A 22314-nucleotide genomic window follows, 5' to 3' on the forward strand; every position below is an offset into this window, starting at 1 on the left:
CGTCGGTCGTGCACGGTAGAACTGAGGGCATGAGCGACACGACGCCCGCCGACACGACGTTCGAGACGATGGCCCCGGCCGACCTCGACGCCGCACAGGCCCAGCGCGAGGTGGAGCGCCTCCGCGTCCGGATCGGCGAGCTGCGCGACCAGTACTACGAGGGCAACGGCTCGACCGTGTCCGACGGGGACTACGACGCGCTCGTGCACCGGCTCGACGCGATCGAGCAGCGCTTCCCGGACCTGCTCACGCCGGACAGCCCGACGCAGACGGTCGGCGGCCAGGCCCAGACCATCCAGTTCGCCCCGGTCGAGCACGCCGAGCGCATGCTGAGCCTGGACAACGTGTTCAGCCCGGACGAGCTCACCGACTGGGCCGTCAAGGTGCAGCGTGACGCGGGTGCCGAGCGCGTCCGGTTCCTGACCGAGCTGAAGATCGACGGCCTCGCGATCAACCTGCGCTACGAGCACGGACGGCTCGTCTCTGCGGCCACCCGCGGCGACGGCGTCGTGGGCGAGGACGTGACGGGCAACGTCCGCACGATGGGCACGATCCCCGACCAGCTCGCCGGCACCGGACACCCGCCCCTGGTCGAGGTCCGCGGCGAGATCTTCTTCCCGGTGGCGCAGTTCGACGAGCTGAACGCCCGGCAGCGCGAGGCCGGGGAACGGGTCTTCGCGAACCCGCGCAACGCCGCCGCGGGCTCCCTCCGGCAGAAGGAGGAGGGCAAGTCCGAGGCGAAGCGCGCGCTCATGGTCGACCGGCTCCGACGGTTGCGGATGCTCGTGCACGGCATCGGCGCGTGGCCGGTCCGCGAGCTCGAGCAGCAGACCGAGGTGCACGCGCAGTCCGAGGTCTACGAACTGCTGCAGACCTGGGGTCTGCCGACGAGCACGCACTACCGGGTGTTCGACACGATCGACGAGGTGCTCGGCTTCGTGCGCACGACCGGGGAACGCCGGTCCGCGGTGGAGCACCAGATCGACGGCGTCGTCATCAAGGTGGACGACCTCGCGCTGCACGAGGAGCTCGGCTCGACCTCGCGGGCACCGCGCTGGGCGATCGCCTACAAGTACCCGCCGGAAGAGGTCCACACGAAGCTGCTCGACGTCGTCGTCAGCGTCGGGCGCACCGGCCGGGCGACGCCGTTCGCCGTGATGGCCCCGGCCGAGGTCGCCGGCTCCGTCGTGCGCCAGGCGACCCTGCACAACCAGGACGTCGTCAAGGCGAAGGGCGTCCTCATCGGCGACATGGTCGTCCTGCGCAAGGCCGGCGACGTCATCCCCGAGGTGCTCGGCCCGGTGGTCGAGCTCCGCGACGGCAGCGAGCGCGAGTTCGTCATGCCCGCGGACTGCCCCGAGTGCGGCACCCCGCTGCGTCCGGCGAAGGAGGGCGACAAGGACCTCCGCTGCCCGAACGCGCGGAGCTGCCCGGCACAGGTCCGTGGTCGGGTCGAGCACATCGCCTCGCGCGGTTCGCTCGACATCGAGGGCCTCGGGGAGGTCGCAGCCGCAGCACTCACGCAGCCGCTCCGTCCCGAGACCCCGCCGCTCGTCACCGAGGCCGGGCTGTTCGACCTCACGATGGAGGACATCGTCCCGATCGAGGTGATCGTCCGCGACGCCGAGACCGGCATGGAGAAGACCGACGAGGACGGCACCCCCAAGCGTGTCACCCCGTTCAGCCGTGCCCGCAAGAAGACCGACCCGCCCTTCGACCCCGAGGCCCGCGGCGCCGACCACACGGGCGAGCCGAGTCGGTACCCGTCGAAGAACGCCTTCGAGATGCTCGCGAACATCGAGGCGGCGAAGACGAAGCCGCTCTGGCGGATCCTCGTCGGCCTGAGCATCCGCCACGTCGGGCCGGTCGCCGCCCGCGCCCTGGCGAACCACTTCGGCTCGCTCGACCGGATCCGCGAGGCCTCGCGCGAGGACCTCGCGGCGGTCGACGGCGTCGGCGGGATCATCGCGGACGCCCTGCTCGACTGGTTCGAGGTCGACTGGCACCGGGAGATCATCGACCGGTGGACGGCGGCGGGCGTGCAGTTCACCACGCCGGACCACCCGGGGCCCGGTGCCGCGGTCGAGGGCGGTGTGCTCAGCGGTGTGACGGTGGTCGCGACCGGCTCCCTCGAGGGGTACACCCGTGAAGGAGCGCAGGAGGCGATCATCGCCGCGGGCGGCAAGGCCGCGTCGAGCGTGAGCAAGAAGACGGACTTCGTCGCGGCGGGCCCCGGTGCCGGCTCGAAGCTCACGAAGGCCGAGCAGCTGGGCGTCCGCATCATCGACGCCGAGCAGTTCCGGCTGCTCGTGACCGAGGGCCCGGCCGCCCTCGCACCGGACACGGACGCCGACGCCGACGCCGACGCCGGCACCGACACCGACGCCGACGCCGGCGCGGAGGACGCCGCGGGATAGGCCCGTCGGGACGGCCCGCGCCGCCGCGTCGTGCGACCCGGAGCAGCGGCTTCGGGGGACAAGTTGCACGACGCATGTCCACGGTGCGGGAATCTGCTTACACTCGATAGAGCATCACTCGTCGCCTGTGGGGGCCGGCGAGACGGCCTTCCCAGGGGAGACCCGAATGCTGCTCATCGCCGCGGCCTTGCTCACCGCCTCGATGCACTCCCCCGGAGTGGTCGAGGCCCCAGTCGTGCCCGCCGGGACCTCCTCGGTCGTGGGCGCCCCGTCGTCCGGACCAGCGGTGGAGGACCACGCGGCGCTCGACCACCTCGTCGGGTCGCGCGGCTCGGCCTTCCTCGCCGACCTCGGCACCGTCGACGGCGCGGACCTCGCCCGGGCCGACCGGGACGCGCGGGTCCTCGCGACCGCGCAGGACCGCCCGCCGACCCCGGCAGCGGTCCGGACGTGGTGGTCCGGTCTCGACCAGGCAGCACGTTCCCGGCTCGTCGACCACGCGCCCGCGGTCGTCGGCAACCTCGACGGGGTCCCGTACGACGTCCGGGACCGGGCGAACCGCAGCACCCTGGCGCGAGGCCTGGCCGCCGCCGGGGACGGGAGCGCGCTGCACGGCATGCTCCACCAGGTCGAGGCCGCGCTGTCGCCGGACCCCGGGTCGCCCGGCCGCGTCCTCGTCGCGCTGGACACCCGCGGCTCCGGCCGAGCCGCGATCGCCGTCGGGGACCTCGCCACCGCGGCCGACGTCACGGTCGTCGTGCCCGGGATGTTCTTCACGGTCTCCGGGCAGATGCACGACTTCGCCGACACCGCCGACGGCCTGTACCAGGAGCAGACCGCCGTCGCGGGCCTCGCCGCACCGGACCCGGCGCGGGGGAGCGGCGTCGCGGTGGTCGCGTGGATGGGCTACCGGACGCCGGACATGTCGAACATCCTGTCGCTCGGGCTCGCCGACACCGGGGCGGAACGGCTGGAACGCGTGGTCGCCGGCCTGGACGCCGTCCGCGGGGACGTCCGGCCGCGGCTGAACGTCGTCGCGCACTCGTACGGGTCGACGACGGCGATGACCGCGCTGTCCTCCGGCCGGATGCGCGCGGACACCCTGACGGTGCTCGGGTCGCCCGGCAGCGACGTCCGGTCGGCGGCGCAGCTCGCGGTGGGCAGGGGCGAGGTGTTCGTCGGGGACGCGCACGACGACCCGGTCGCGGGGACCGGGTACTTCGGTACCGACCCGGGGTCGCCCGGGTTCGGGTCGACGCTGCTCGACCTGTCCGGGGGTGTGCCCGAGGGGACGGCCGGGCTGTTCCGCCGGCCGGTCGGGCACAACGACTACCTCAAGCCCGGGACGTCGTCGCTGCACGAGGTGGCGCTCATCGCCGTCGGGCGGGGCGACCTCGTGCGCCACCAGGCGCGCCGGGGCTCCGGTGGGACGGGTGGGCCGCAGCCGGGGCCGGACATGTACCTGCTGCGGCCGCAGGACCTGCAGCCGCGGGACTGAGCGGGCCTTACCGCAAGCCGTGGGCCGTCGGACCGCAGCGTCCGCGTGGGACGCGGTTCGCGCCGCGGACGCGGCGGCCCCGGGACCGCAGCGGACGCGTGGGAGGCGGGTCGCGCCTCCCGTCCGGCCCGGCGGCGGACCGCCGCGGACGCGCCGGGCGCGAGCCGCGCCTCCCGCCCGTGTCTGAGGGGCTTCCTGTGGACCGCCGCAGCCGGTCGCGGCTCCCCGGCAGAACCGGCCCAGGGGTCGACCGTACGGTTCCGACATGCGTGCGATGCGGTGGACCGGTGCCTTCCTCTCCTTCTGCGCGATGTCCGGCCTGGCCGGCATGCTCGTCGCGGTCGCGGTGACACCGGCCGTCGCGGTCGCCGGCGAGGGGACCTCGGGAGCGGTGTCGTTCTTCGAGGACCTGCCGAGCTACCTCGCGATCCAGACGCCGCAGCAGGTGTCCTCGGTCTACGCGACCAAGGGCGGCCAGCAGGTCAAGATCGCGTCGTTCTACGCCGAGAACCGCACCGACGTCGCGTCGAACGCGATGGCGGAGTCCCTCAAGCGCGCCGCGATCGACACCGAGGACCCGCGCTTCGAACAGGAGGGCGGCGTCGACGTCCTCGGCACCGTGCGCGGCGTCGCGGCGACCGTCGTCGGCGGCGACGTGCAGGGCGGTTCGAGCATCACGCAGCAGTACGTCAAGAACGTCCTCGTGCAGCAGTGCGAGCAGCTCACCGGCAAGGACGCCGCGGACACGCAGAAGAAGATCGCCGCGTGCTACGAGGACGCCGCCGGTGTCACGCCGCAGCGCAAGCTCCAGGAGATCCGGTACGCGATCGCCGTCGACAAGAAGTACACCAAGGACCAGGTCCTGACCGGGTACCTCAACCTCGTCGGCCTCGGCGGGCGCGTCTACGGTGCCGAGGCCGGGGCGGAGTACTACTTCGGCGTCCACGCGAAGGACCTGACGCTCGAGCAGTCCGCGACCCTCGTCGCGATCCTGAACAACCCCTCGAACCTGCGCATCGACCGGCCGGACGACAAGTCGAACGGGCAGGCGAACGGGTACGCGGCCACCAAGGAACGGCGCGACTACGTCCTCGAGCGCATGTACGTGCACCACGACGTGACGAAGGCGCAGCTCGACCAGGCGAAGGCGACACCGATCACCCCGCACGTGACCGAGACCTCGAACGGGTGCTCGGCCGCGGCGAGCGGGTACGACGCCGGGTACTTCTGCGACTACGTCCGCGCCCAGGTGTTGCAGGACCCCGCGTTCGGAGCGACCGTCGCCGACCGCATCGAGACGCTCGACACCAAGGGGCTCGAGATCCACACCTCGCTCGACCTCGACCTGCAGGCGCAGGGCCAGGCCGCGCTCTCCGCGTACGTCCCGACGACCATGGCGGGCGTCGACGCGGGCGGGTCGAACGTCACCGTCGAACCCGGGACCGGGCGCATCCTGTCGATGGTGCAGAACACCGAGTACACGCAGTCCGACTCGGCGACCGCCGGCCAGACCGCGGTGAACTACAGCGCTGACCAGGCCTACGGCAACTCCGGGGGCTTCCAGACCGGCTCGACGTACAAGGTCTTCACGCTCGCCGACTGGCTCGCGCACGGACACACCCTGTCCGAGTCGGTGTCGACGACCGAGCACACCTTCCCGCAGTCGGAGTTCACGAACTCGTGCACGGGCGTCGGTGGGAAGCCCTGGCAGGTCGCGAACGCCGAGAAGGTGCCGGCGACGATGACCGTGCAGGACGCGACCTCGGAGTCGATCAACACCGCGTTCGGCTCGATGGCGAAGCAGCTCGACCTGTGCGGCATCGCGAAGACCGCCGAGGCCATGGGCATCCACCAGTCGAACGGGACGCCGCCGGACTCCAACCCGGCGTCCGTGCTCGGGACGAACACGCTGTCGCCCATCGACCTGGCCGAGGCCTACGCGGGCTTCGCCAACGGCGGCATCGTGTGCACCGCGACCGCGATCGACTCCGTGACCACGGCCGACGGCGGGAAGATCACGCCGACCCCGGCCTCGTGCACCCGAGGTGTCTCGGCGGCCGTCGCCGGCACCGTCGACCACGCGCTCCAGGGGGTGCTCACCGGCAACGGGACCGCCGCGACGGCGAACCCCGGGGACGCCGTGCCGAAGTTCGCCAAGACCGGCACCACCGACGGTGACGTGCAGAACTGGCTCGTGGCGTCCTCGACGAAGTACACGAACGCGACCTGGATCGGCAACGTGCAGGGCAGCGTGAGCCTGGCGAACTGGCCCTTCCTGCGGGGCACGACCGGGTACAGCGCCAAGTTCGGCGTGGCGAAGTCGATGATGGCGTACCTCGACCAGACGCGGGCGGGCGGAGACCTGCCCGCGGCCGACCCGGCGATGGTCGGGACGGCGGCGAACGCTGCGCCGAGCGGTGGGGACGCCGGGGACGGTGCTGCTGCGGGTGCCTCCGGTACTGCGGGTGCCGGGGCTCCGGCGGCTGCGGGTGCGGGGGCTGCGGCCGGCGGGACGGGTGCTGGGGCGGGTGCCGCGGGCGGTCAGGCTGCGTCGGGTGGGTCCGGCGCGGGCGGCGCTGGCGGGTCCGGGGCCGGACAGCCCGGAGGAGCCGGGGCCGCTGGCCCGGGGACCGCAGGGTCCGGGAAGTAGCGACGGGGGCCGGCACGGTGGTGCCGGCCGGGTGGCGCCGGTCTCCGGTCGCGTGCCGGTGTCTCCCGGCACCGGGCCGTGTCTCGCGGCGCGGTGCGCCGGTCTCCGGCGGGCTGGTTGGCCGGTCGGTGGTCGCCGGGTGACCGATGGGGCCTGACCGCCGGCACCTGACGTGCGCGTCCGGCTCCGGGAGGTGACGGCCTGGAGGTCCGGCGCCGGTCCGGCGGGCGGGTGACGGGCCTCCAGGCGGTTCCGACCCGAGGCGGGGTGGCGCCCGCGCTGGTCGAGGGGCGGTACCCGCTCGGTCGGGGTCGGGGCCGGGGCCGGGGCCGGGGCCGGGGGCTGGGCTGCTGTTGCTGTTGCCGCGGCTGCTGCCGCGGCTGCTGCTGCGTTGGCTGTGGCTGCTGCCCGGACCGCGAGCGGGCGTTCCGTGCGGCGTGCCCGAGGGGCGCGCTGCCGGGATCGCCCGCTCGCGGAGGCGACGGGTCTCGGAGGCCGCGCCGATCCGCGAGCGGGCGGGAAGCGCGTCGGTACGGCGGTGGACGCTGCCGGATCAGCCCGCTCGCGCGGACGGTGCCGTCCTGGGGCACATCGATCCGTGAGCGGGCGGATCCTGCGCGATGGCCGGTCTCCGTGCTGCCGGTTTCGCCCGCTCGCGGGAACGGTGCCGTCCTGGAGCACATCGATCCGTGAGCGGGCGGATCCTGCGCGATGGCGGCGGTGGGCGCTGCGGATTCCGCCCGCCCGGGCTGGGGAGGGGGCGCCGACGGTGGGAACGGGCAAGGCAACCGACACGGAACGCGGGCGGGCGGCCCCGCGAGCGGGCGGTTCCTGCACCCCGGGGCCCATACCTGTGCAAGTACCGCCCGCTCGGCGGGAGAGGGCCGCCCACCCACCGTGCAAGTACCGCCCGCTCGGCGGGAGAGGGCAGGCCGCTCACCGTGCGAGTACCGCCCGCTCGGCGGGAGCGGGCCGCCCGCTGCCCCCGAGCGTCCGGACCGGCCAATAGACTGGTCGGCGTCCCACGTCCCGATCGACGGAGCCCCATGCCTGACATCACGAGCGAGCAGGTCGCGCACCTGGCGAACCTCGCACGTATCGCACTCACGCCCGACGAGATCGAGAAGCTGACCGGTGAGCTGGCGCACATCGTCGAGAGCGTCGCCAAGGTCGCCGAGGTCGCGACCGATGACGTCCCCGCGACGAGCCACCCCGTGCCGCTCGGCAACGTCACCCGACCCGACGTGGTGGGGCCGACCCTGACCCAGGAGCAGGCGCTGTCCGGCGCCCCCGACTCCGACGGCGAACGGTTCCGTGTGACGGCGATCCTCGGCGAAGAACAGTAGGCGACAGAAGATGACCGACGACATCACCAAGCTCAGCGCCGCGGCGCTCGCCGACGCCCTCGTGGCGCGCGACGTCTCGAGCGTCGAGGCCACCCAGGCCCACCTCGACCGCATCGCGGCCGTCGACGGGGACGTGCACGCGTTCCTGCACGTCAACGAGAACGCCCTCGCCGTCGCGAAGTCGATCGACTCCCGCCGTGCCGCGGGGGACGACCTCGGCGCGCTCGCCGGCGTCCCGATCGCGATCAAGGACGTCCTGTGCACGCAGGACATGCCCACGACCTCGGGCTCGAAGATCCTCGAGGGCTGGCGTCCGCCGTACGACGCCACCCCGGTCGCGAAGCTCCGCGCCGCCGGTCTCGTGCCGCTCGGCAAGACGAACATGGACGAGTTCGCGATGGGCTCGACCACGGAGTTCTCCGCGTACGGTCCGACGCGCAACCCGTGGGACCTCGACCGGATCCCCGGCGGCTCCGGCGGTGGTTCGGCCGCAGCGGTCGCCGCCCACGAGGCGCCCTTCGCCCTCGGCTCCGACACCGGCGGCTCGATCCGGCAGCCCGGTGCCGTCACCGGCACCGTCGGTGTGAAGCCGACCTACGGCGGGGTCAGCCGCTACGGCTCGATCGCGCTCGCCTCGAGCCTCGACCAGGTCGGCCCGGTCTCGCGCACGGTCCTCGACGCCGCGCTCCTGCACGACGTCATCGGCGGACACGACCCGCGCGACTCCACCTCGATCCCGGACGCGTGGCCGTCGATGGCCGCCGCCGCGCGCGAGGGTCTGCAGGCCGACACGCTCCGTGGTCTCAAGGTCGGCGTCGTCAAGGAACTCGCCGGTGGCGAGGGCTTCCAGGCCGGTGTGACGCAGCGCTTCCAGGAGACCGTCGCGCTCCTCGAGTCGGCGGGCGCGCAGGTCGTCGAGATCGACGCCCCGAGCTTCGCCTACGCGATCAGCGCGTACTACCTGATCCTCCCGGCCGAGGCGTCGTCGAACCTCGCGAAGTTCGACTCGGTGCGCTTCGGCCTCCGCGTCACGCCCGAGGGCGGCGCGACCGTCGAGGACGTCATGGCCGCGACGCGCGAGGCCGGGTTCGGCCCCGAGGTGAAGCGCCGCATCATCCTCGGCACCTACGCCCTGAGCGCCGGCTACTACGACGCCTACTACGGTTCGGCGCAGAAGGTCCGCACGCTCGTGCAGCGCGACTTCGCGGCCGCGTTCGAGCAGGTCGACCTGCTCGTCAGCCCGTCCGCCCCCACCACGGCGTTCCCGCTGGGCGAGCGGCTCGACGACCCGCTGGCGATGTACCTCAACGACCTCACGACGATCCCGGCGAACCTCGCGGGCGTCCCCGGCATGAGCATCCCGAACGGCCTCGCGCTCGAGGACTCGCTGCCGACCGGCGTGCAGCTGATGGCCCCGCAGCGCGAGGACGCCCGCCTGTACCGCTACGGCGCCGCGCTCGAGCGCCTGCTCGAACAGCAGTGGGGTCGCCCGCTCATCGACAGCATCCCGGACCTCGACCAGTCTCAGCAGTCCGCTGCGCAGGAAGGTGTGATCTGATGGCGCAGAAGGACGCGCTGATGGACTTCGACGAGGCGCTCGAGCGTTTCGAGCCGGTGCTCGGCTTCGAGGTCCACGTCGAACTCGCGACGAAGACGAAGATGTTCTCGGACGCTCCGAACTTCTTCGGTGGCGAGCCGAACACGAACGTGACCCCGGTCGACCTCGGGCTCCCCGGCGCACTGCCCGTCGTGAACGAGCAGGCCGTGCGCTACTCGATCCAGCTGGGCCTCGCGCTCGGCTGCTCGATCGCCGAGTCCTCGCGGTTCGCGCGGAAGAACTACTACTACCCGGACAACCCGAAGAACTACCAGATCTCGCAGTTCGACGAGCCGATCGCGTTCGAGGGCGAGGTCGAGGTCGAGCTGGCCGACGGCACCATCTTCACCGTCCCGATCGAGCGCGCCCACATGGAGGAGGACGCCGGCAAGCTGACGCACGTCGGCGGTGCCACCGGCCGCATCCAGGGTGCCGAGTACTCGCTCGTCGACTACAACCGTGCGGGCGTCCCGCTCGTCGAGATCGTCACGAAGCCGATCTTCGGCGCGAAGCACCGCGCCCCGGAGCTCGGCGCCGCGTACGTCCAGGTCATCCGTGACCTCGTCCGCGCGCTCGGCGTCTCCGAGGCCCGCATGGAGCGCGGCAACCTGCGCTGCGACGCGAACATCTCGCTGCGTCCCTGGGGCCAGGAGAAGCTCGGCACCCGTACCGAGACGAAGAACGTCAACTCGTTCCGTGCCGTCGAGCGCGCCATCCGCTACGAGATCCAGCGTCAGGCCGCGATCCTCGCCGCCGGTGGCACGATCACGCAGGAGACCCGCCACTGGCACGAGGACACCGGTCGCACGTCGGCCGGTCGCCCGAAGTCGGACGCCGACGACTACCGCTACTTCCCGGAGCCCGACCTGCTCCCCGTGGTGCCGGACCCGGCCGTGATCGAGGAACTGCGGGCCTCGCTGCCCGAGGCCCCGGTCGCGCGTCGCCGCCGACTCAAGGGCGACTGGGGCTTCAGCGACCTCGAGTTCCAGGACGTCGTGAACGGCGGGCTGCTCGACGAGGTCGAGGCCACCGTCGCCGCGGGCGCCTCGCCGCAGGCCGCACGCAAGTGGTGGACGGGTGAGATCAGCCGCGTCGCCAACGCTCGTGACGCCGCCGCGGGCGACCTCGTGTCGCCGCAGCACGTCGCCGAGACGATCGCGCTCGTCGAGTCCGGCGACCTCACCGACCGTCTGGCCCGCCAGGTCCTCGAGGGCGTCATCGCCGGCGAGGGCTCCCCGGCGCAGGTCGTCGAGGCCCGCGGCCTGAAGGTCGTGTCCGACGACTCGGCGCTCACGGCAGCGGTCGACCAGGCGCTCGCCGCGCAGCCCGACGTGCTCGCCAAGATCCGCGACGGCAAGGTGCAGGCCGCCGGTGCGATCATCGGCGCGGTCATGAAGGCCATGCAGGGACAGGCGGACGCGGCTCGCGTCCGCGAGCTGGTCCTGGAGCGCGCGCAGGCCTAGCCCGCCACCACGGGACGGACGGGAGGCGCGGTGCCAGCTGGCACCGCGCCTCCCGTCCGTCCCGGGCGCCGCCGCACACGACCGGCGGCCCGGCGGCGGCCCGGTGGCGTGGCCGCCGACGCGCCCGCGGACCGCGGACCGCCGCGCCGGACGATGGGCCCGGCGGCGTGGCCGCCGACGTGCCAGCGGACCGCGCACCGCCGCGCCGGACCTGGACCAGGGCAACCTGGGGACACGTCAGCGACCCGGTGACAGGATGGGTCGTGACCGTAACGATCCGCGCCATCGGGACCGCCGTCCCGCAGACCACCCTCGACCAGGCGGCGGTGCGGGACCTCTTCGCCGGGCAGCCCGACCTCGGTCGCCTCGGCCGCCGCCTCGTGCCCGCCGCGTTCGACGTGTCCGCCGTCGAGCACCGCCACACGGTCATCGAGGAACTCGACGCCACCCGTCCGGGCGGGTTGTTCCGGCAGGACGGCGGCGACCTCGTGTCCCCGTCCACCGGCACGCGCAACGACCGGTACCGCGAGCTCGCACCGGCGCTGTTCGTCGCGGCGGCACGCGACGCGGTGGACCGTGCCGGCGTCGACCCGGCTGCCGTCACGCACCTCGTGACCGTCTCGTGCACCGGCTTCACGCAGCCGGGGCCGGACATCGACGTCGTCGACCAGCTCGGACTGCCGGCGGGGGTGTTCCGGCACCACATCGGGTTCATGGGCTGCTGCGCGGCGTTCCCCGCCCTCCGCATCGCCGCCGCGTTCGCCGAGGCCGACCCGTCCGCGGTCGTGCTCGTCGTCTGCGCCGAGCTCTGCACGCTGCACGTGCGGGCGTCCGACGACCCCGACCAGATCGTCGCGAACAGCGTGTTCGGCGACGGTGCCGCCGCGGTCGTCGTGACCGAGGGCGGCGCCGGACTCCGGATCGACGGGTTCGCGACCGCGACCGTGCCCGAGGGCGCCTCCGAGATGGCGTGGAACATCGGGGACGAGGGCTTCGAGATGGTCTTGTCGACGGCGGTGCCGAAGCTCGTCGGTGTCCACGTCCCGGCCGCCGTGTCGACCCTGCTCGCCGAGGACGAGGTCGCCGCCGACGTGCCGGTCTGGGCCGTGCACCCCGGCGGACGGGCCATCGTCGACCGGGCACAGGAGGCGCTCGGGCTGCCGGACAGCGCCGTCGCGTCGAGCCGGAACGTGCTCCGGGACCACGGGAACATGTCGAGCGCCACGGTCCTGTTCGTCCTCCGCGACGCACTGGAGCAGGGGGTCGCGGACGGCTCCGCGCTCGTCGCGGTGGCGTTCGGCCCGGGCCTGACGGTCGAGAGCGCGCGCATGACGGTGGTGGGGGCGTGAGCGGCGACCACCCGCGCGACCTGGGCCGACCCGCCGGGCGGGCACCGCGCCTCCCGGCCGTCGACCTGAGCACCCGGGCGACCGACCTGCGCGAACTCATGGACGACCCGGACTGCGACCCGCAGGCGCTGGAACGCACGTTCCGGCGGTTCGCCGTGGTGAACGCCCTGGTCAGCGGGTGGCGCGCGGTGTGGCGGACGCACGTCGTCCCGGCGCTGCCCCCGAGCGGGCGCGGCCGCGTGCTCGACCTCGGGTGCGGCGGCGGCGACCTGGCGCGCGCGCTCGTGCGGTGGGCGGCGAGCGACGGGCTGTCGATCGAGGTCGTCGGCGTCGACCCCGACGAGCGGGCGATCGCGTCGGCCTCGCGCTCGACGCCGCGCGGGGTGACGTTCCGGCAGCAGTCGAGCGCCGACCTCGTCGCGGCGGGGGAGCGGTTCGACCTCGTGGTGTCGAACCACGTGCTGCACCACCTCGACGACGAGGCGCGCGCGGCGTTCCTGGCGGACTCGGCGCAGCTCGCGACCGGGCGGAGCCTGCACTCGGACATCCGGCGGTCGCGGCAGGCCTACCGGGCGTACGCGCTGGCGTCGCCGTTGGTGGCCGTCGGGACGTTCGTGCGCGTCGACGGGCTGCGGTCGATCCAGCGGTCGTTCACGGTGCCGGAGCTGCAGGAGGTGCTGCCGCGGGGGTGGCGGGCGGAACGGGCGGCGCCGCACCGGGTGCTCGCGGTACGGGACGCCTGACCCGGGCCGTGAGGTAGGGCGCGGGACGCCTCGCCCGGGACCGGGACCGGGACCGGGGCCGCGGGGCGCGGGGCCGAGACCCGACCCGCCCCGCGCTCGCCTCTCGCTACGGGCGCAGCAGCACCTTGATCGCGCGCCGCTCGTCCATCGCGGCGTACGCCTCGGCGGCCTGCTCCAGCGGCAGCTCGAGGTCGAACACCCGACCCGGCTCGATCGCCCGCGACAGCACGTCGGGCAGGAGCTCGGGGATGTACGCGCGCGCCGGGGCCATTCCGCCGCCGACCGTGATGTTCCGGCCGAACAGGAACGGCATCGGCAGCTCGGGGTCACCCGCGGGCACCCCCACGTAGCCGACGTTGCCGCCCGCGCGGACGACCCGCAGCGCCTGGTCCATGCTCTCCGCGGTGCCGACCGCCTCGAGGGCGCAGTCCGCCAGGTCGCCGCCGAGCAGCTGTCGGACGGCAGCGACACCCTCGTCGCCACGGGCCTCGACGACGTCCGTCGCCCCGAACTCGCGCGCGAGGGCCTGCCGGTCGGCGTGCCGGCTCATCGCGATGATCCGCTCGGCGCCGAGGCGCTTCGCCGCGAGGACGGCGGACAGCCCGACGGCGCCGTCGCCGACCACGACGACGGTCCTGCCCGGTCCGACCTCGGCCGACACCGCGGCGTGGTGTCCGGTGGAGAACACGTCGGACAGGGTGAGCAGCGAGGGCACGAGGTCCTCGTCGACGGGCCCGGGCACGACGACGAGCGTCGCGGCTGCGTCCGGCACCCGGACGAACTCGGCCTGTGCTCCACCGAGCGGGTGGCCGTAGGCGTCCGGCGTGACGCCGAAGGTCGAGCCGTGGTCGCAGCCGCTCGTCATGCCGTGGGCGCAGGCCTGGCACGTGCCGTCGTTCGTGGTGAACGGCGCGATGACGAAGTCGCCGACCGCGAGGCCGTCGACCTCGTCACCGAGGGACTCGACGACGCCGACGAACTCGTGTCCGATGGCGCGCGGCTCCTTCGTGTCGCGGACGCCGCGGTACGGCCAGAGGTCGGAGCCGCACACGCAGGCGGCGGTGACGCGGACGACGGCGTCGGTCGGGGCGATGACGGTGGGGGCGTCGCGCTCCTCGACGCGGACGTCGCGGGGAGCGTGGATGACTGCTGCGCGCACGGTGTGGCCTTCCGTTCGGGGTGGCCGCGGGGCGTGCGGTGACGCGTGCGGCCGGGGGAGAGCACGACGTGTCCGGGGATGCACCGTGCTCGGGATGGGTGCGGCGTGTGCGTGACGCGCCGCGGGTGCCGGCGCCGTTGCGGGACTGGTCGACACTACGCTTCCCGGGTGGACGAGGACCGGTACGGCAGCGACGTGCTCTCGGGCGACTGGCGCTCGAGGGGCGTCGAGAAGGTGCAGCAGGTGCCGCTCGAGCGCGGCATGGTGCTCGAGGACCCGGATTCGGGGTGGGCGGGCGCCGTGGTCGGGCTCGAGGCGGGCAACGTCTCCTTGGAGGACTGGAAGGGTCGCGTCCGCGCCTTCCCCTTCACCGGGCAGTTCCTGCTCGAGGGCAAGCTGGTCACGCTCGGTCGGCCGCAGGCGCCGGTCGGCCGGTCGGCGGGCGGTGCCGCGGGCGCAGGCGGTCGGTCCGGTCCTGGTGCCGCTGGTGTCGGCGGGCGGTCTGCCGCGGCTGCACCCCCGGCTCGCGCCGGATCGGACGGGAGGCCCGGTGCAGCCCCGCCGGTGCGGCACGCGTCCGACGGTGGTCGCCTCCGCACCGCCTCCGGCTCGTTCGCCGTCGAGCAACAGCGCGCACGCGTCGCGCTGCCCTCCCGGATCATGGTCGAGGGCCGGCACGACGCCGAGCTCGTCGAGAAGGTCTGGGGCGCGGACCTCCGCGTCGAGGGCGTCGTCGTCGAGTACCTGGAGGGCGTCGACAACCTCGCCGACGTGCTCGAGGAGTTCCGCCCCACGCGGGAGCGTCGGGTCGGCGTGCTCGTGGACCACCTCGTGCCGGGGTCGAAGGAGTCCCGCTTCGCCGAGGCCGTGATGCGCGGGAAGTGGGGTGCGCACGTGCTCGTGGTCGGACACCCGTTCGTCGACGTCTGGCAGTCGGTGAAGCCGTCGCGACTCGGGCTGACCGCGTGGCCGACGATCCCGCGCTCGATCGAGTGGAAGAAGGGCATCCTGCAGCACCTCGGGTGGCCGGCCGACGACCAGGCGGACGTGGCGCGCGCGTGGCAGCGGATCCTCGGGCAGGTGCGGACCTTCGCCGACCTGGAGCCGCAGTTGCTCGGGCGCGTCGAGGAGCTCATCGACTTCGTCACCGAGCCGCAGGGCTGACCAGCCCGGCCACTCGCGCTCGCGACGGGCGGGGCGGGGGCGGGTCGCGCCTCCCGTCCGTGCCCATCCGCCCCCCCGTGCCCGTGCCGACGCCCGTGCCCGCGTGCCCGTGTGCCCATCCCCGAGCGGGCGATGTGTGCGGGTGCGCGGTCGTGTCGTGTGCTGGTTCCGCCCGCTCGCGGAAGCGGGGTGTTGCCGGGCTGCCGCCGGTGCGCGAGCGGGCGGTGTGTGCAGGCGCGCGCTCGTGTCGGGTGCTGGTTCCGCCCGCTCGCGGAAGCGGGGTGTCGCCGGGCTGAGCCGCCGTACGCGAGCGGGCGATGTGTGCAGGCGCGCGTTCGTGTCGGGTGCTGGTTCCGCCCGTTCGCGGAAGCGGGGTGTTGCCGGGGCGAGCCACCGTGCGCGAGCGGGCGGAAGCCGCACCGGGACGCGCGCGCGGGTGCCGAATCCGCCCGTTCGCGCGCGCTGCCCGGGACCGAGCGCCCGCTGCCGCCTACTGTTGGGGCATGGACGGGATCGACGGGCGCGTACGGGTCGCCGTCGACGTCTGGCTCCGGTGGCTGCCCCGGTGGCAGATCGGCAGCGCGCGGCCTCGAACCCGCATCTGCCGCAAGTGCACGGGGTCGCCCATCGCCAGCGCCGCGGGCTTCGGTCCGGACGTGCCGCACGCGGTCCAGCACGCTCTGATCGGCCGCATGTCGGCGATCATCGAGGACGCCGTCGACGAGTACACCGCCAAGAACCTCCCGCTCCTGCAGCGCGAACTCGAGCGGGCGGCCGCCCGGAAACGGCACGCGGGGTACCAGCCGACCGAGGGCCTGTCGCCGGAGTTCCAGGGCCTCGACGTCGACCCGGAGCCGTCCGAGGGCGAGCCGTTCCTGTTCACCCTCGGCGAGCTGACCGGCACCGGTGCGGCCGAGCAGACGCCACGCGAGCCGCTCTCCGACGAGGCGAAGGCCGCACTCCGCCACGAGATCGCCCTGTCCGACAAGTGCGCCCGTGCGACGGGGACGGCGGTGTGCCTCGCGCTCGTGGAGCACCGTCCGCGCATCGCCGAGGCAGTCGACCGCCTGGTCGAACCGCAGATCGCCGCGCTCGTGTCCGACATGTTCCGGGGGTTCGACGGCCCCGACGACGACCTGCGCGACGGCCTGTTCTGAGCCGATCCGCGCCGCCGTCCCAGCGGCACGGCACGGCACAGCACCGCACCGCACGGCACGGCACGGCCGAGCGGCGGCACAGCACGGCACCGCACAGCACGGCACGGCCGGGCACCGCGGCGGCGGGCAGAGCGGGGGCCGGGCAGCGTGGGGACGAGCAGCTGCCGGGACGCGGGAGAATGGTCGGGTGACTCGCACCTGGGGCTGGCTCGCAGCCGTCGTCGACATCGTCCTCATCGTCGCCTTCGCCCTCATCGGGCGCTCCTCGCACGCGGAGGCGTCCTCCGTCGCGGGCACCTGGACGACGGCGTACCCGTTCCTCGCGGGCTGGGCCGTCGGCTCCCTCGTGAGCCTCGCGTGGAAGCGGCCCCTCCGGATCTGGCCGACCGGCGTCGTCGTGTGGGTGGCGACGGTCGCGGTCGGGATGCTGCTCCGTGTCCTCACCGGGCAGGGGGACGTCGCCGGCGACCCGCTCCCGTTGTCGTTCGTGATCGTCGCGACCGTGGTGCTCGGCCTGTTCCTGGTCGGGTGGCGGGCGATCGTCCGGCCCCTGGTGGAGCGACGCCCGCGCGGGCGCGCCTGACGGTCCCGCCCCGCACTCGCTCGCCAGCTCCGACGCGCAGGCGGTCGCCCGCCCCCCTGCCCGCGCGCCTGACCGCTCCGACGCGCACCCGGACCGCCGCACCACCCGCACCGGCACCGCCCCGTTCACCCGGCCGTCACCCGGACGCCACCCGCCGCGGGCACCATGCCGTGATGACGACCACCGCACCCGTCCCCGCCGGAGCACCAGCCGCGGCCCGGTCGGTCCGGCCCGTCCCACGCCTGGTCGCCCGCCGCGGTGCCCCGCGCGTCCGACGCGAGGACACGCTGCCCGCGATCGCGGTCGCCGAGGCCCTTGGCGCCGACGTGGTCGAGGTCGACGTCCGACGCACCGCGGACGAGGTCGCCGTCCTGCTGCACGACGAGACCCTCGGTCGTCTGTGGGGCGATCCCCGCCGGGTCGCCGACGTGCCGTGGTGCGAGGTCGCGCGACTCGGCAACGGCCTCGACCGGATCCCGCGGCTCGACGCCGTGCTGGAACGCCTGGAGGACTGCCGGAGCACGCTCCTCCTGCACGTCGTCGACCCGGCCGACGCCCTGGTCGCGGCCCGCACGGTCGCGGCGACGTCGGCGACGACCGCGGTCGCCTGGAACGGGTCCCGCGAGGCGCTCGCGGTGGTCCGGACCGTGCTCCCCGCCGCCGAGACGTGGCTGCCGTGGGAGTCGCTGGACGCCCCGACCGCAGCCGACCTCGACACCTCGACCGCGGCGGCCGCCGGCACAGCGGCCGCGGCCCGCCCGGGCACCGCGGCGGCCGCGGGCACCCCGACCGCGGCGGCCCCCGCACCCCGCCCCTCGACCCTCGTGCTCGACGACGTCTTCCTGACCCCCGCCACCCTGGCCGCCGCCCACGACCTCGGGCTCCGCGTCGCCGTGCACACGGTCGACGAGCCGGAACCGGTCCGCTGGGCCGCCCGGCTCGGCGTCGACCTGATCGCGACCGACGACGTGGCCTCGACCCGCGCGGCCCTGGTCGGCGGCGAGCGGGACGGCTGGTCGGGTCCAGAGCGGGAGCCCACCGAGGAGGAGGTCGCGACCCGCGCGCAGGCCCTCGCGCACCGCATCGCGCACGAGGTCGTCGCCTTCACCCGCGAGCACCCGGTCGGTCGGGTGTCGACGAAGCGTTCCCCCGGTGACCTCGTCACGGACGTCGACCGCGCGGTCGAGCGACTCGTCCGCGCCCGGGTCCGTGCGGCCTTCCCGACCCACGGCTTCACCGGCGAGGAGTACGGCGACGCCCCGGGCGACCGGTACCGGTGGTACCTCGACCCCGTCGACGGCACGACGAACCTCGTGAACGGCGTGCCGTGGACCGCGATGTCGCTCTGCCTGACCCGCGGCGGTCGTCCGCTCGTGGGCGTCGTCGCCGACCCGTGGCGCGGCGACGTGCTCGAGGCCCGACGCGGCCGTGGGGCGGTCCTGCGGGACACGCCGTTGCTGCTCGACGACGGCCCGCGTCCGCTCGCCGGCGCGGTCGTGGGCGCGGAGTTCGGCGGACGGCGCGACCGCCGGTCGTTCGGCGCGCTGGTCGAGGCCCTCGCCGAGCGCTCCTGTGCGCTCCGCGTGATGGGCTCGAGCACGCTGACGATCGCACAGGTCGCCGCAGGCCGCGGGGTCGGCGGGTGCGTCCCGGCGTTCGACCCGGTGGACCACGGCGCGGCCGTGCTCCTCGTGCACGAGGCCGGCGGTGTCGTCATGACCCGCGAGGGCCCGGTGGACGGCTTCCCCGGGGAGGGTGAGCCGTTCCTGGTCGCGCACCCGGGCGCGGCCGACGAGTTGCACGCGGTGTGGACCGCGGCGCTCGCCGCGGGCTGACCCCCGGGCGCAGCGCGAACCGGTGACCGGTCCGGGCTGCGTGGCGCGGGCGGTCGACGCCGACGCGTCGGACGGGAGGCGCGGGTCGGCCCCGCCACGCGCCTCCCGTCCGGCTCGGTGACCCGGTGTGGTGGAGGCCGCCGCACCGGCCCGGCAGGGCGTCCCGCGACGCGTAGGACGGGAGGCGCGGGTCGGCCCCGCCACGCGCCTCCCGTCCGGTGGGTGGGAGCTCCCACCCGGGCCGACCGGCGCTCCTCACGGGCGATGCGCGTGGGACCGAGCGTGGAGCGCGCGGTCGGGCGACGCCCCGGGGGCTCCCGGCCGACTCTGTGCAGCCGCTCAGCCGGGGCGCGACGGGGCTGCCTAGGGTGGCACCCGACGCACCGTCCCGACCGGGGCGGACCGCGCACGAAGGAGCATCGCCATGGGATTCCTCGACCGTCTGCTCGGCCGTCCGGACCGCGACCGTCCCCAGCAGGACCAGTGGGGACAGCAGCCGGCCGCACCGCAGCAGCAGGGGTACCGGTACGGGCAGCAGTCGTACCAGGTGACACCGCAGCAGGGCGGGGCTGCGGACCCGTACGGCGCTCCGCAGTGGGGCGGTCCGCAGGGCGGCGGCCAGCCGGGTGGGCAGTCCGGCGCCGGCGCGACGACCGACGACGAGCGCGCGGTCGAGCGGTACCGCTACCTGCTCCGCACGGCCCCGCCGGAGCGCATCGAGGAGGTGCACGCCGAGGCGTTCGCGACCCTCACGCCCGAGCAGCGCCGGATGGTCTACGACGAGTTCACCCGCACCGCCCCCGCCGGTGAGGCCCCGCGCGGCGACGACCCGCGCTCGTTGGCCCAGGCAGCGACGCGGTCCGAGATCCGCCAGCCCGGCTTCATGGAGCGCTCGCTCGGCGGGATGGGCGGCGGCGCGGGCGGGTTCGGCCAGCGTGGTGGGCCCTCGTTCGGCCGGATGGTCGGCGCGTCGGTCCTCGGCACCGTGGCGGGCTACGTCATCGGGTCGACGATCATGAGCGCGTTCCTGCCCGACCCCGGATCGTTCGACGGCGGTACCGATGCTGCGGGCGACGGTGGTCAGGAGGACACTGGTGGCGATCCCGCCGACGGCGCAGGCGACGGCGGCGGGTACGAGAACGCGGGCTGGGACGACGGCACCGGCGGCGGCGGCGGAGGCGACTTCGGCGGCGGCGACCTCGGTGGTGGCGGCTTCGGCGACCTCGGTGGCGACTTCGACGTGTGACGTGCGGGGTCGCCGGGGCACCTGACGTACTGCACGACCGCAGGAGGACCGCCATGGCCATCATCGAAGCCTCCGGGCTGACCAAGACGTACCGGTCGAAGTCGGGCCCGGTGCACGCCCTCGCCGGGCTCGACCTGTCCGTCCCCGAGGGCACCGTCACCGCCCTCCTCGGGCCGAACGGCGCGGGCAAGACCACCACCGTGAAGGTGCTCACCACGCTCGTCGTACCGGACGGCGGGACGGCGACGATAGACGGCGTGGACGTCGTCGCCGACCCGCAGGCCACCCGGCGCTCGATCGGCGTCTCCGGGCAGTACGCCGCGGTGGACGAGAACCTGACCGGGTTCGAGAACCTCGAGATGATCGGGCGGCTCTACCACCTGGGTCGACGGACCGCGCGGGACCGGGCGCGCGAGCTGATCGACGTGTTCGACCTGTCCGAGGCGGGGGACCGCCCCGTGAAGGGGTTCTCGGGCGGCATGCGACGCCGGATCGACCTGGCCGGGGCACTCGTCATGAACCCGCGGGTGCTGTTCCTCGACGAACCGACGACCGGGCTCGACCCGCGCAGCCGTCTCGCGCTCTGGGGCATCATCGAGGGGCTCGTCGCGGACGGAGCGACCGTGCTGCTCACCACGCAGTACCTCGAGGAGGCGGACCAGCTCGCCGACGACATCGCCGTCATCGACGACGGGCACGTCATCGCGCAGGGCACCGCCGACCAGCTCAAGGCCCAGGTCGGCGGGCACCGGGTCGTCGTCACCCTGGTCGACCCGGCCGACGGGGACGCCGCCACGACGGCGCTGCGCCGCTACGGGGTCGGGGACGTCGAGTCCTCGGGTGACGGCCGGACGTTCGGCATCGCGGTCGAGGCGGGGCCGTCGGCACTGCAGCGGGTCCTGGCCGACCTCGGCGAGGCCGGCATCGCGCTGCACGACGCCGGGATGCGCCGGCCGACGCTCGACGACGTGTTCCTCCGGCTCACCGGCCACGTGGCGACCGGCGACGACGAGGACGGCGACGGCGGTCCGGCGCGCTCGCGACGACGTGGTCGCCGCGGCGGGGCGACGGACGCTGCCGACACGTCCGGCCGGGCCGACGGGGCGGAGGCGGGCCGCGCCTCCCGGCCGGGTGGTGGCGACCCGCCGGACGGTGCCGACGCCGCGGGCGCGACCTCGGAGTCGGTCCGGTGACCGCCGTCGGCACGGCGACGAGCCGGCAGCTGCCCGTCGCGGTCACGTCTCCGGTGGCGGTGTGGTTCGAGGACGGCTGGACCGTCACGAAGCGCAACCTGGTGAAGATCAAGCGGTCGCCGGACATGCTCGTGTTCGCGGTTCTGCAGCCGATCATGTTCGTCCTGCTGTTCAGCCAGGTGTACGGCGGTGCGATCCAGGTGCGTGGGACGGACTACACGCAGTTCCTGATGGCCGGGATCTTCGCGCAGACGGTCGTGTTCGGCGCGACGTTCTCGGGGTCGGCGATGGCGCAGGACCTCAAGGAGGGGCTGATCGACCGCTTCCGGACCCTGCCGATGTCGGCGTCGGCGGTCCTGGTCGGGCGGACCAACTCCGACCTCGTGCTCAACGGCATCTCGATGGTGATCATGATGCTGACGGGGCTCGCGGTGGGGTGGCGGGTGCAGTCGGCGCCGCACGAGTTCCTCGCCGGGGTCGCGCTGCTGCTGCTGTTCAGCTACGCGTTCAGCTGGGTGATGGCGCTGCTCGGGATGAGCGTGAAGACACCCGAGGTGATCAACAACGCCTCGTTCATGATCCTGTTCCCGTTGACGTTCATCTCGAACGCCTTCGTCCCGAGCGAGACGATGCCGCTCGTGCTGCGGGTGTTCGCCGAGTGGAACCCGGTGTCGTCCCTCGTGCAGGCCGCGCGGGAGCTGTTCGGCAACGTCGGGTCCGCGCCGGTGCCGGACGTGTGGACGATGCAGCACCCGGTGCTCACCGTGCTCGTGGGCATCGCCGTGATGCTCGTCGTGTTCGTGCCGTGGGCGGTGAACAAGTACACGCGGATCAGCGCGAAGTAGCCGCCGGGCGGACGTGGAACCTGCGGTTGTCCACACCCGGCTGTCCCGCGCTCCCGGGACAGCCCGCGA

General features: G+C 74.2%; 16 protein-coding genes. 15 read left to right on the forward strand and 1 reads right to left on the reverse strand.

The features are described 5' to 3' along the window. The first annotated feature begins 29 nt into the window (after window positions 1-29). From ligA to QOL16_RS05120, 8 genes are all read left to right on the forward strand, one after another. Window positions 30-2417, forward strand: a complete 2388-nt coding sequence (gene ligA / locus QOL16_RS05085; RefSeq protein ID WP_071283324.1) for an NAD-dependent DNA ligase LigA — start codon at window positions 30-32, stop codon at window positions 2415-2417. A gap of 166 nt (window positions 2418-2583) precedes the next feature. Beyond that, window positions 2584-3915 carry an alpha/beta hydrolase gene (locus QOL16_RS05090; RefSeq protein ID WP_071283320.1) on the forward strand — a complete coding sequence of 444 codons (1332 nt, stop codon included), beginning with the start codon at window positions 2584-2586 and terminating at the stop codon, window positions 3913-3915. Between the two features lie 265 nt (window positions 3916-4180). Then, window positions 4181-6565, forward strand: a complete 2385-nt coding sequence (locus QOL16_RS05095) for a transglycosylase domain-containing protein (protein WP_071283311.1) — start codon at window positions 4181-4183, stop codon at window positions 6563-6565. A 1046-nt stretch (window positions 6566-7611) separates the two neighbouring features. Next, the gene (gene gatC, locus QOL16_RS05100; protein ID WP_065964795.1) at window positions 7612-7911 is read left to right on the forward strand and encodes an Asp-tRNA(Asn)/Glu-tRNA(Gln) amidotransferase subunit GatC; all 300 of its coding nucleotides are present in this window, start codon (window positions 7612-7614) and stop codon (window positions 7909-7911) included. Between the two features lie 10 nt (window positions 7912-7921). Continuing rightward, the gene (gene gatA / locus QOL16_RS05105; RefSeq protein ID WP_071283308.1) at window positions 7922-9469 is read left to right on the forward strand and encodes an Asp-tRNA(Asn)/Glu-tRNA(Gln) amidotransferase subunit GatA; all 1548 of its coding nucleotides are present in this window, start codon (window positions 7922-7924) and stop codon (window positions 9467-9469) included. Continuing rightward, on the forward strand, window positions 9469-10971 hold the full coding sequence (gene gatB / locus QOL16_RS05110; protein ID WP_071249647.1) for an Asp-tRNA(Asn)/Glu-tRNA(Gln) amidotransferase subunit GatB: 1503 nt from the start codon (window positions 9469-9471) through the stop codon (window positions 10969-10971). The genes gatA and gatB overlap by 1 nt, the downstream gene beginning before the upstream one ends. Window positions 10972-11234: 263 nt before the next feature. Next, window positions 11235-12320 (forward strand): type III polyketide synthase, encoded by a 1086-nt coding sequence (locus QOL16_RS05115; RefSeq protein WP_071283305.1) that lies wholly within the window; start codon window positions 11235-11237, stop codon window positions 12318-12320. Beyond that, on the forward strand, window positions 12317-13063 hold the full coding sequence (locus QOL16_RS05120; RefSeq protein ID WP_254780187.1) for a methyltransferase domain-containing protein: 747 nt from the start codon (window positions 12317-12319) through the stop codon (window positions 13061-13063). Before QOL16_RS05115 ends, QOL16_RS05120 begins: the two co-directional genes overlap by 4 nt. A 106-nt stretch (window positions 13064-13169) precedes the next feature. Here QOL16_RS05120 and QOL16_RS05125 read toward each other — a convergent pair whose 3' ends face one another. Continuing rightward, the gene (locus QOL16_RS05125) at window positions 13170-14222 is read right to left on the reverse strand and encodes a zinc-dependent alcohol dehydrogenase family protein (protein ID WP_065964804.1); all 1053 of its coding nucleotides are present in this window, start codon (window positions 14220-14222) and stop codon (window positions 13170-13172) included. A gap of 168 nt (window positions 14223-14390) precedes the next feature. Between QOL16_RS05125 and QOL16_RS05130 the strand changes: the two genes are divergently transcribed. From QOL16_RS05130 to QOL16_RS05160, 7 genes are all read left to right on the forward strand, one after another. Next, the gene (locus tag QOL16_RS05130; protein ID WP_065964805.1) at window positions 14391-15386 is read left to right on the forward strand and encodes a DUF3097 domain-containing protein; all 996 of its coding nucleotides are present in this window, start codon (window positions 14391-14393) and stop codon (window positions 15384-15386) included. A 503-nt stretch (window positions 15387-15889) separates the two neighbouring features. Beyond that, a complete protein-coding gene (locus tag QOL16_RS05135) occupies window positions 15890-16543 on the forward strand; it encodes a spermidine/putrescine ABC transporter substrate-binding protein (RefSeq protein ID WP_071283302.1) in 654 nt (217 codons plus the stop codon). Between the two features lie 187 nt (window positions 16544-16730). Beyond that, window positions 16731-17126, forward strand: coding sequence for a DUF3054 domain-containing protein (locus tag QOL16_RS05140; protein WP_071249653.1), 396 nt, complete (start codon window positions 16731-16733; stop codon window positions 17124-17126). Window positions 17127-17299: 173 nt separating this feature from the next. After that, window positions 17300-18961 carry an inositol monophosphatase family protein gene (locus tag QOL16_RS05145; protein ID WP_083394938.1) on the forward strand — a complete coding sequence of 554 codons (1662 nt, stop codon included), beginning with the start codon at window positions 17300-17302 and terminating at the stop codon, window positions 18959-18961. Between the two features lie 424 nt (window positions 18962-19385). Beyond that, the gene (locus QOL16_RS05150) at window positions 19386-20207 is read left to right on the forward strand and encodes a hypothetical protein (RefSeq protein WP_071283296.1); all 822 of its coding nucleotides are present in this window, start codon (window positions 19386-19388) and stop codon (window positions 20205-20207) included. Window positions 20208-20260: 53 nt separating this feature from the next. After that, window positions 20261-21400, forward strand: a complete 1140-nt coding sequence (locus QOL16_RS05155; protein WP_254780185.1) for an ATP-binding cassette domain-containing protein — start codon at window positions 20261-20263, stop codon at window positions 21398-21400. Continuing rightward, window positions 21397-22245, forward strand: coding sequence for an ABC transporter permease (locus tag QOL16_RS05160; RefSeq protein ID WP_370692462.1), 849 nt, complete (start codon window positions 21397-21399; stop codon window positions 22243-22245). The genes QOL16_RS05155 and QOL16_RS05160 overlap by 4 nt, the downstream gene beginning before the upstream one ends. Window positions 22246-22314: the final 69 nt, after the last annotated feature.

The sequence above is a fragment of the Curtobacterium sp. MCBA15_004 genome (assembly GCF_001865055.2).
In the GTDB taxonomy this organism is placed as follows: domain Bacteria; phylum Actinomycetota; class Actinomycetes; order Actinomycetales; family Microbacteriaceae; genus Curtobacterium.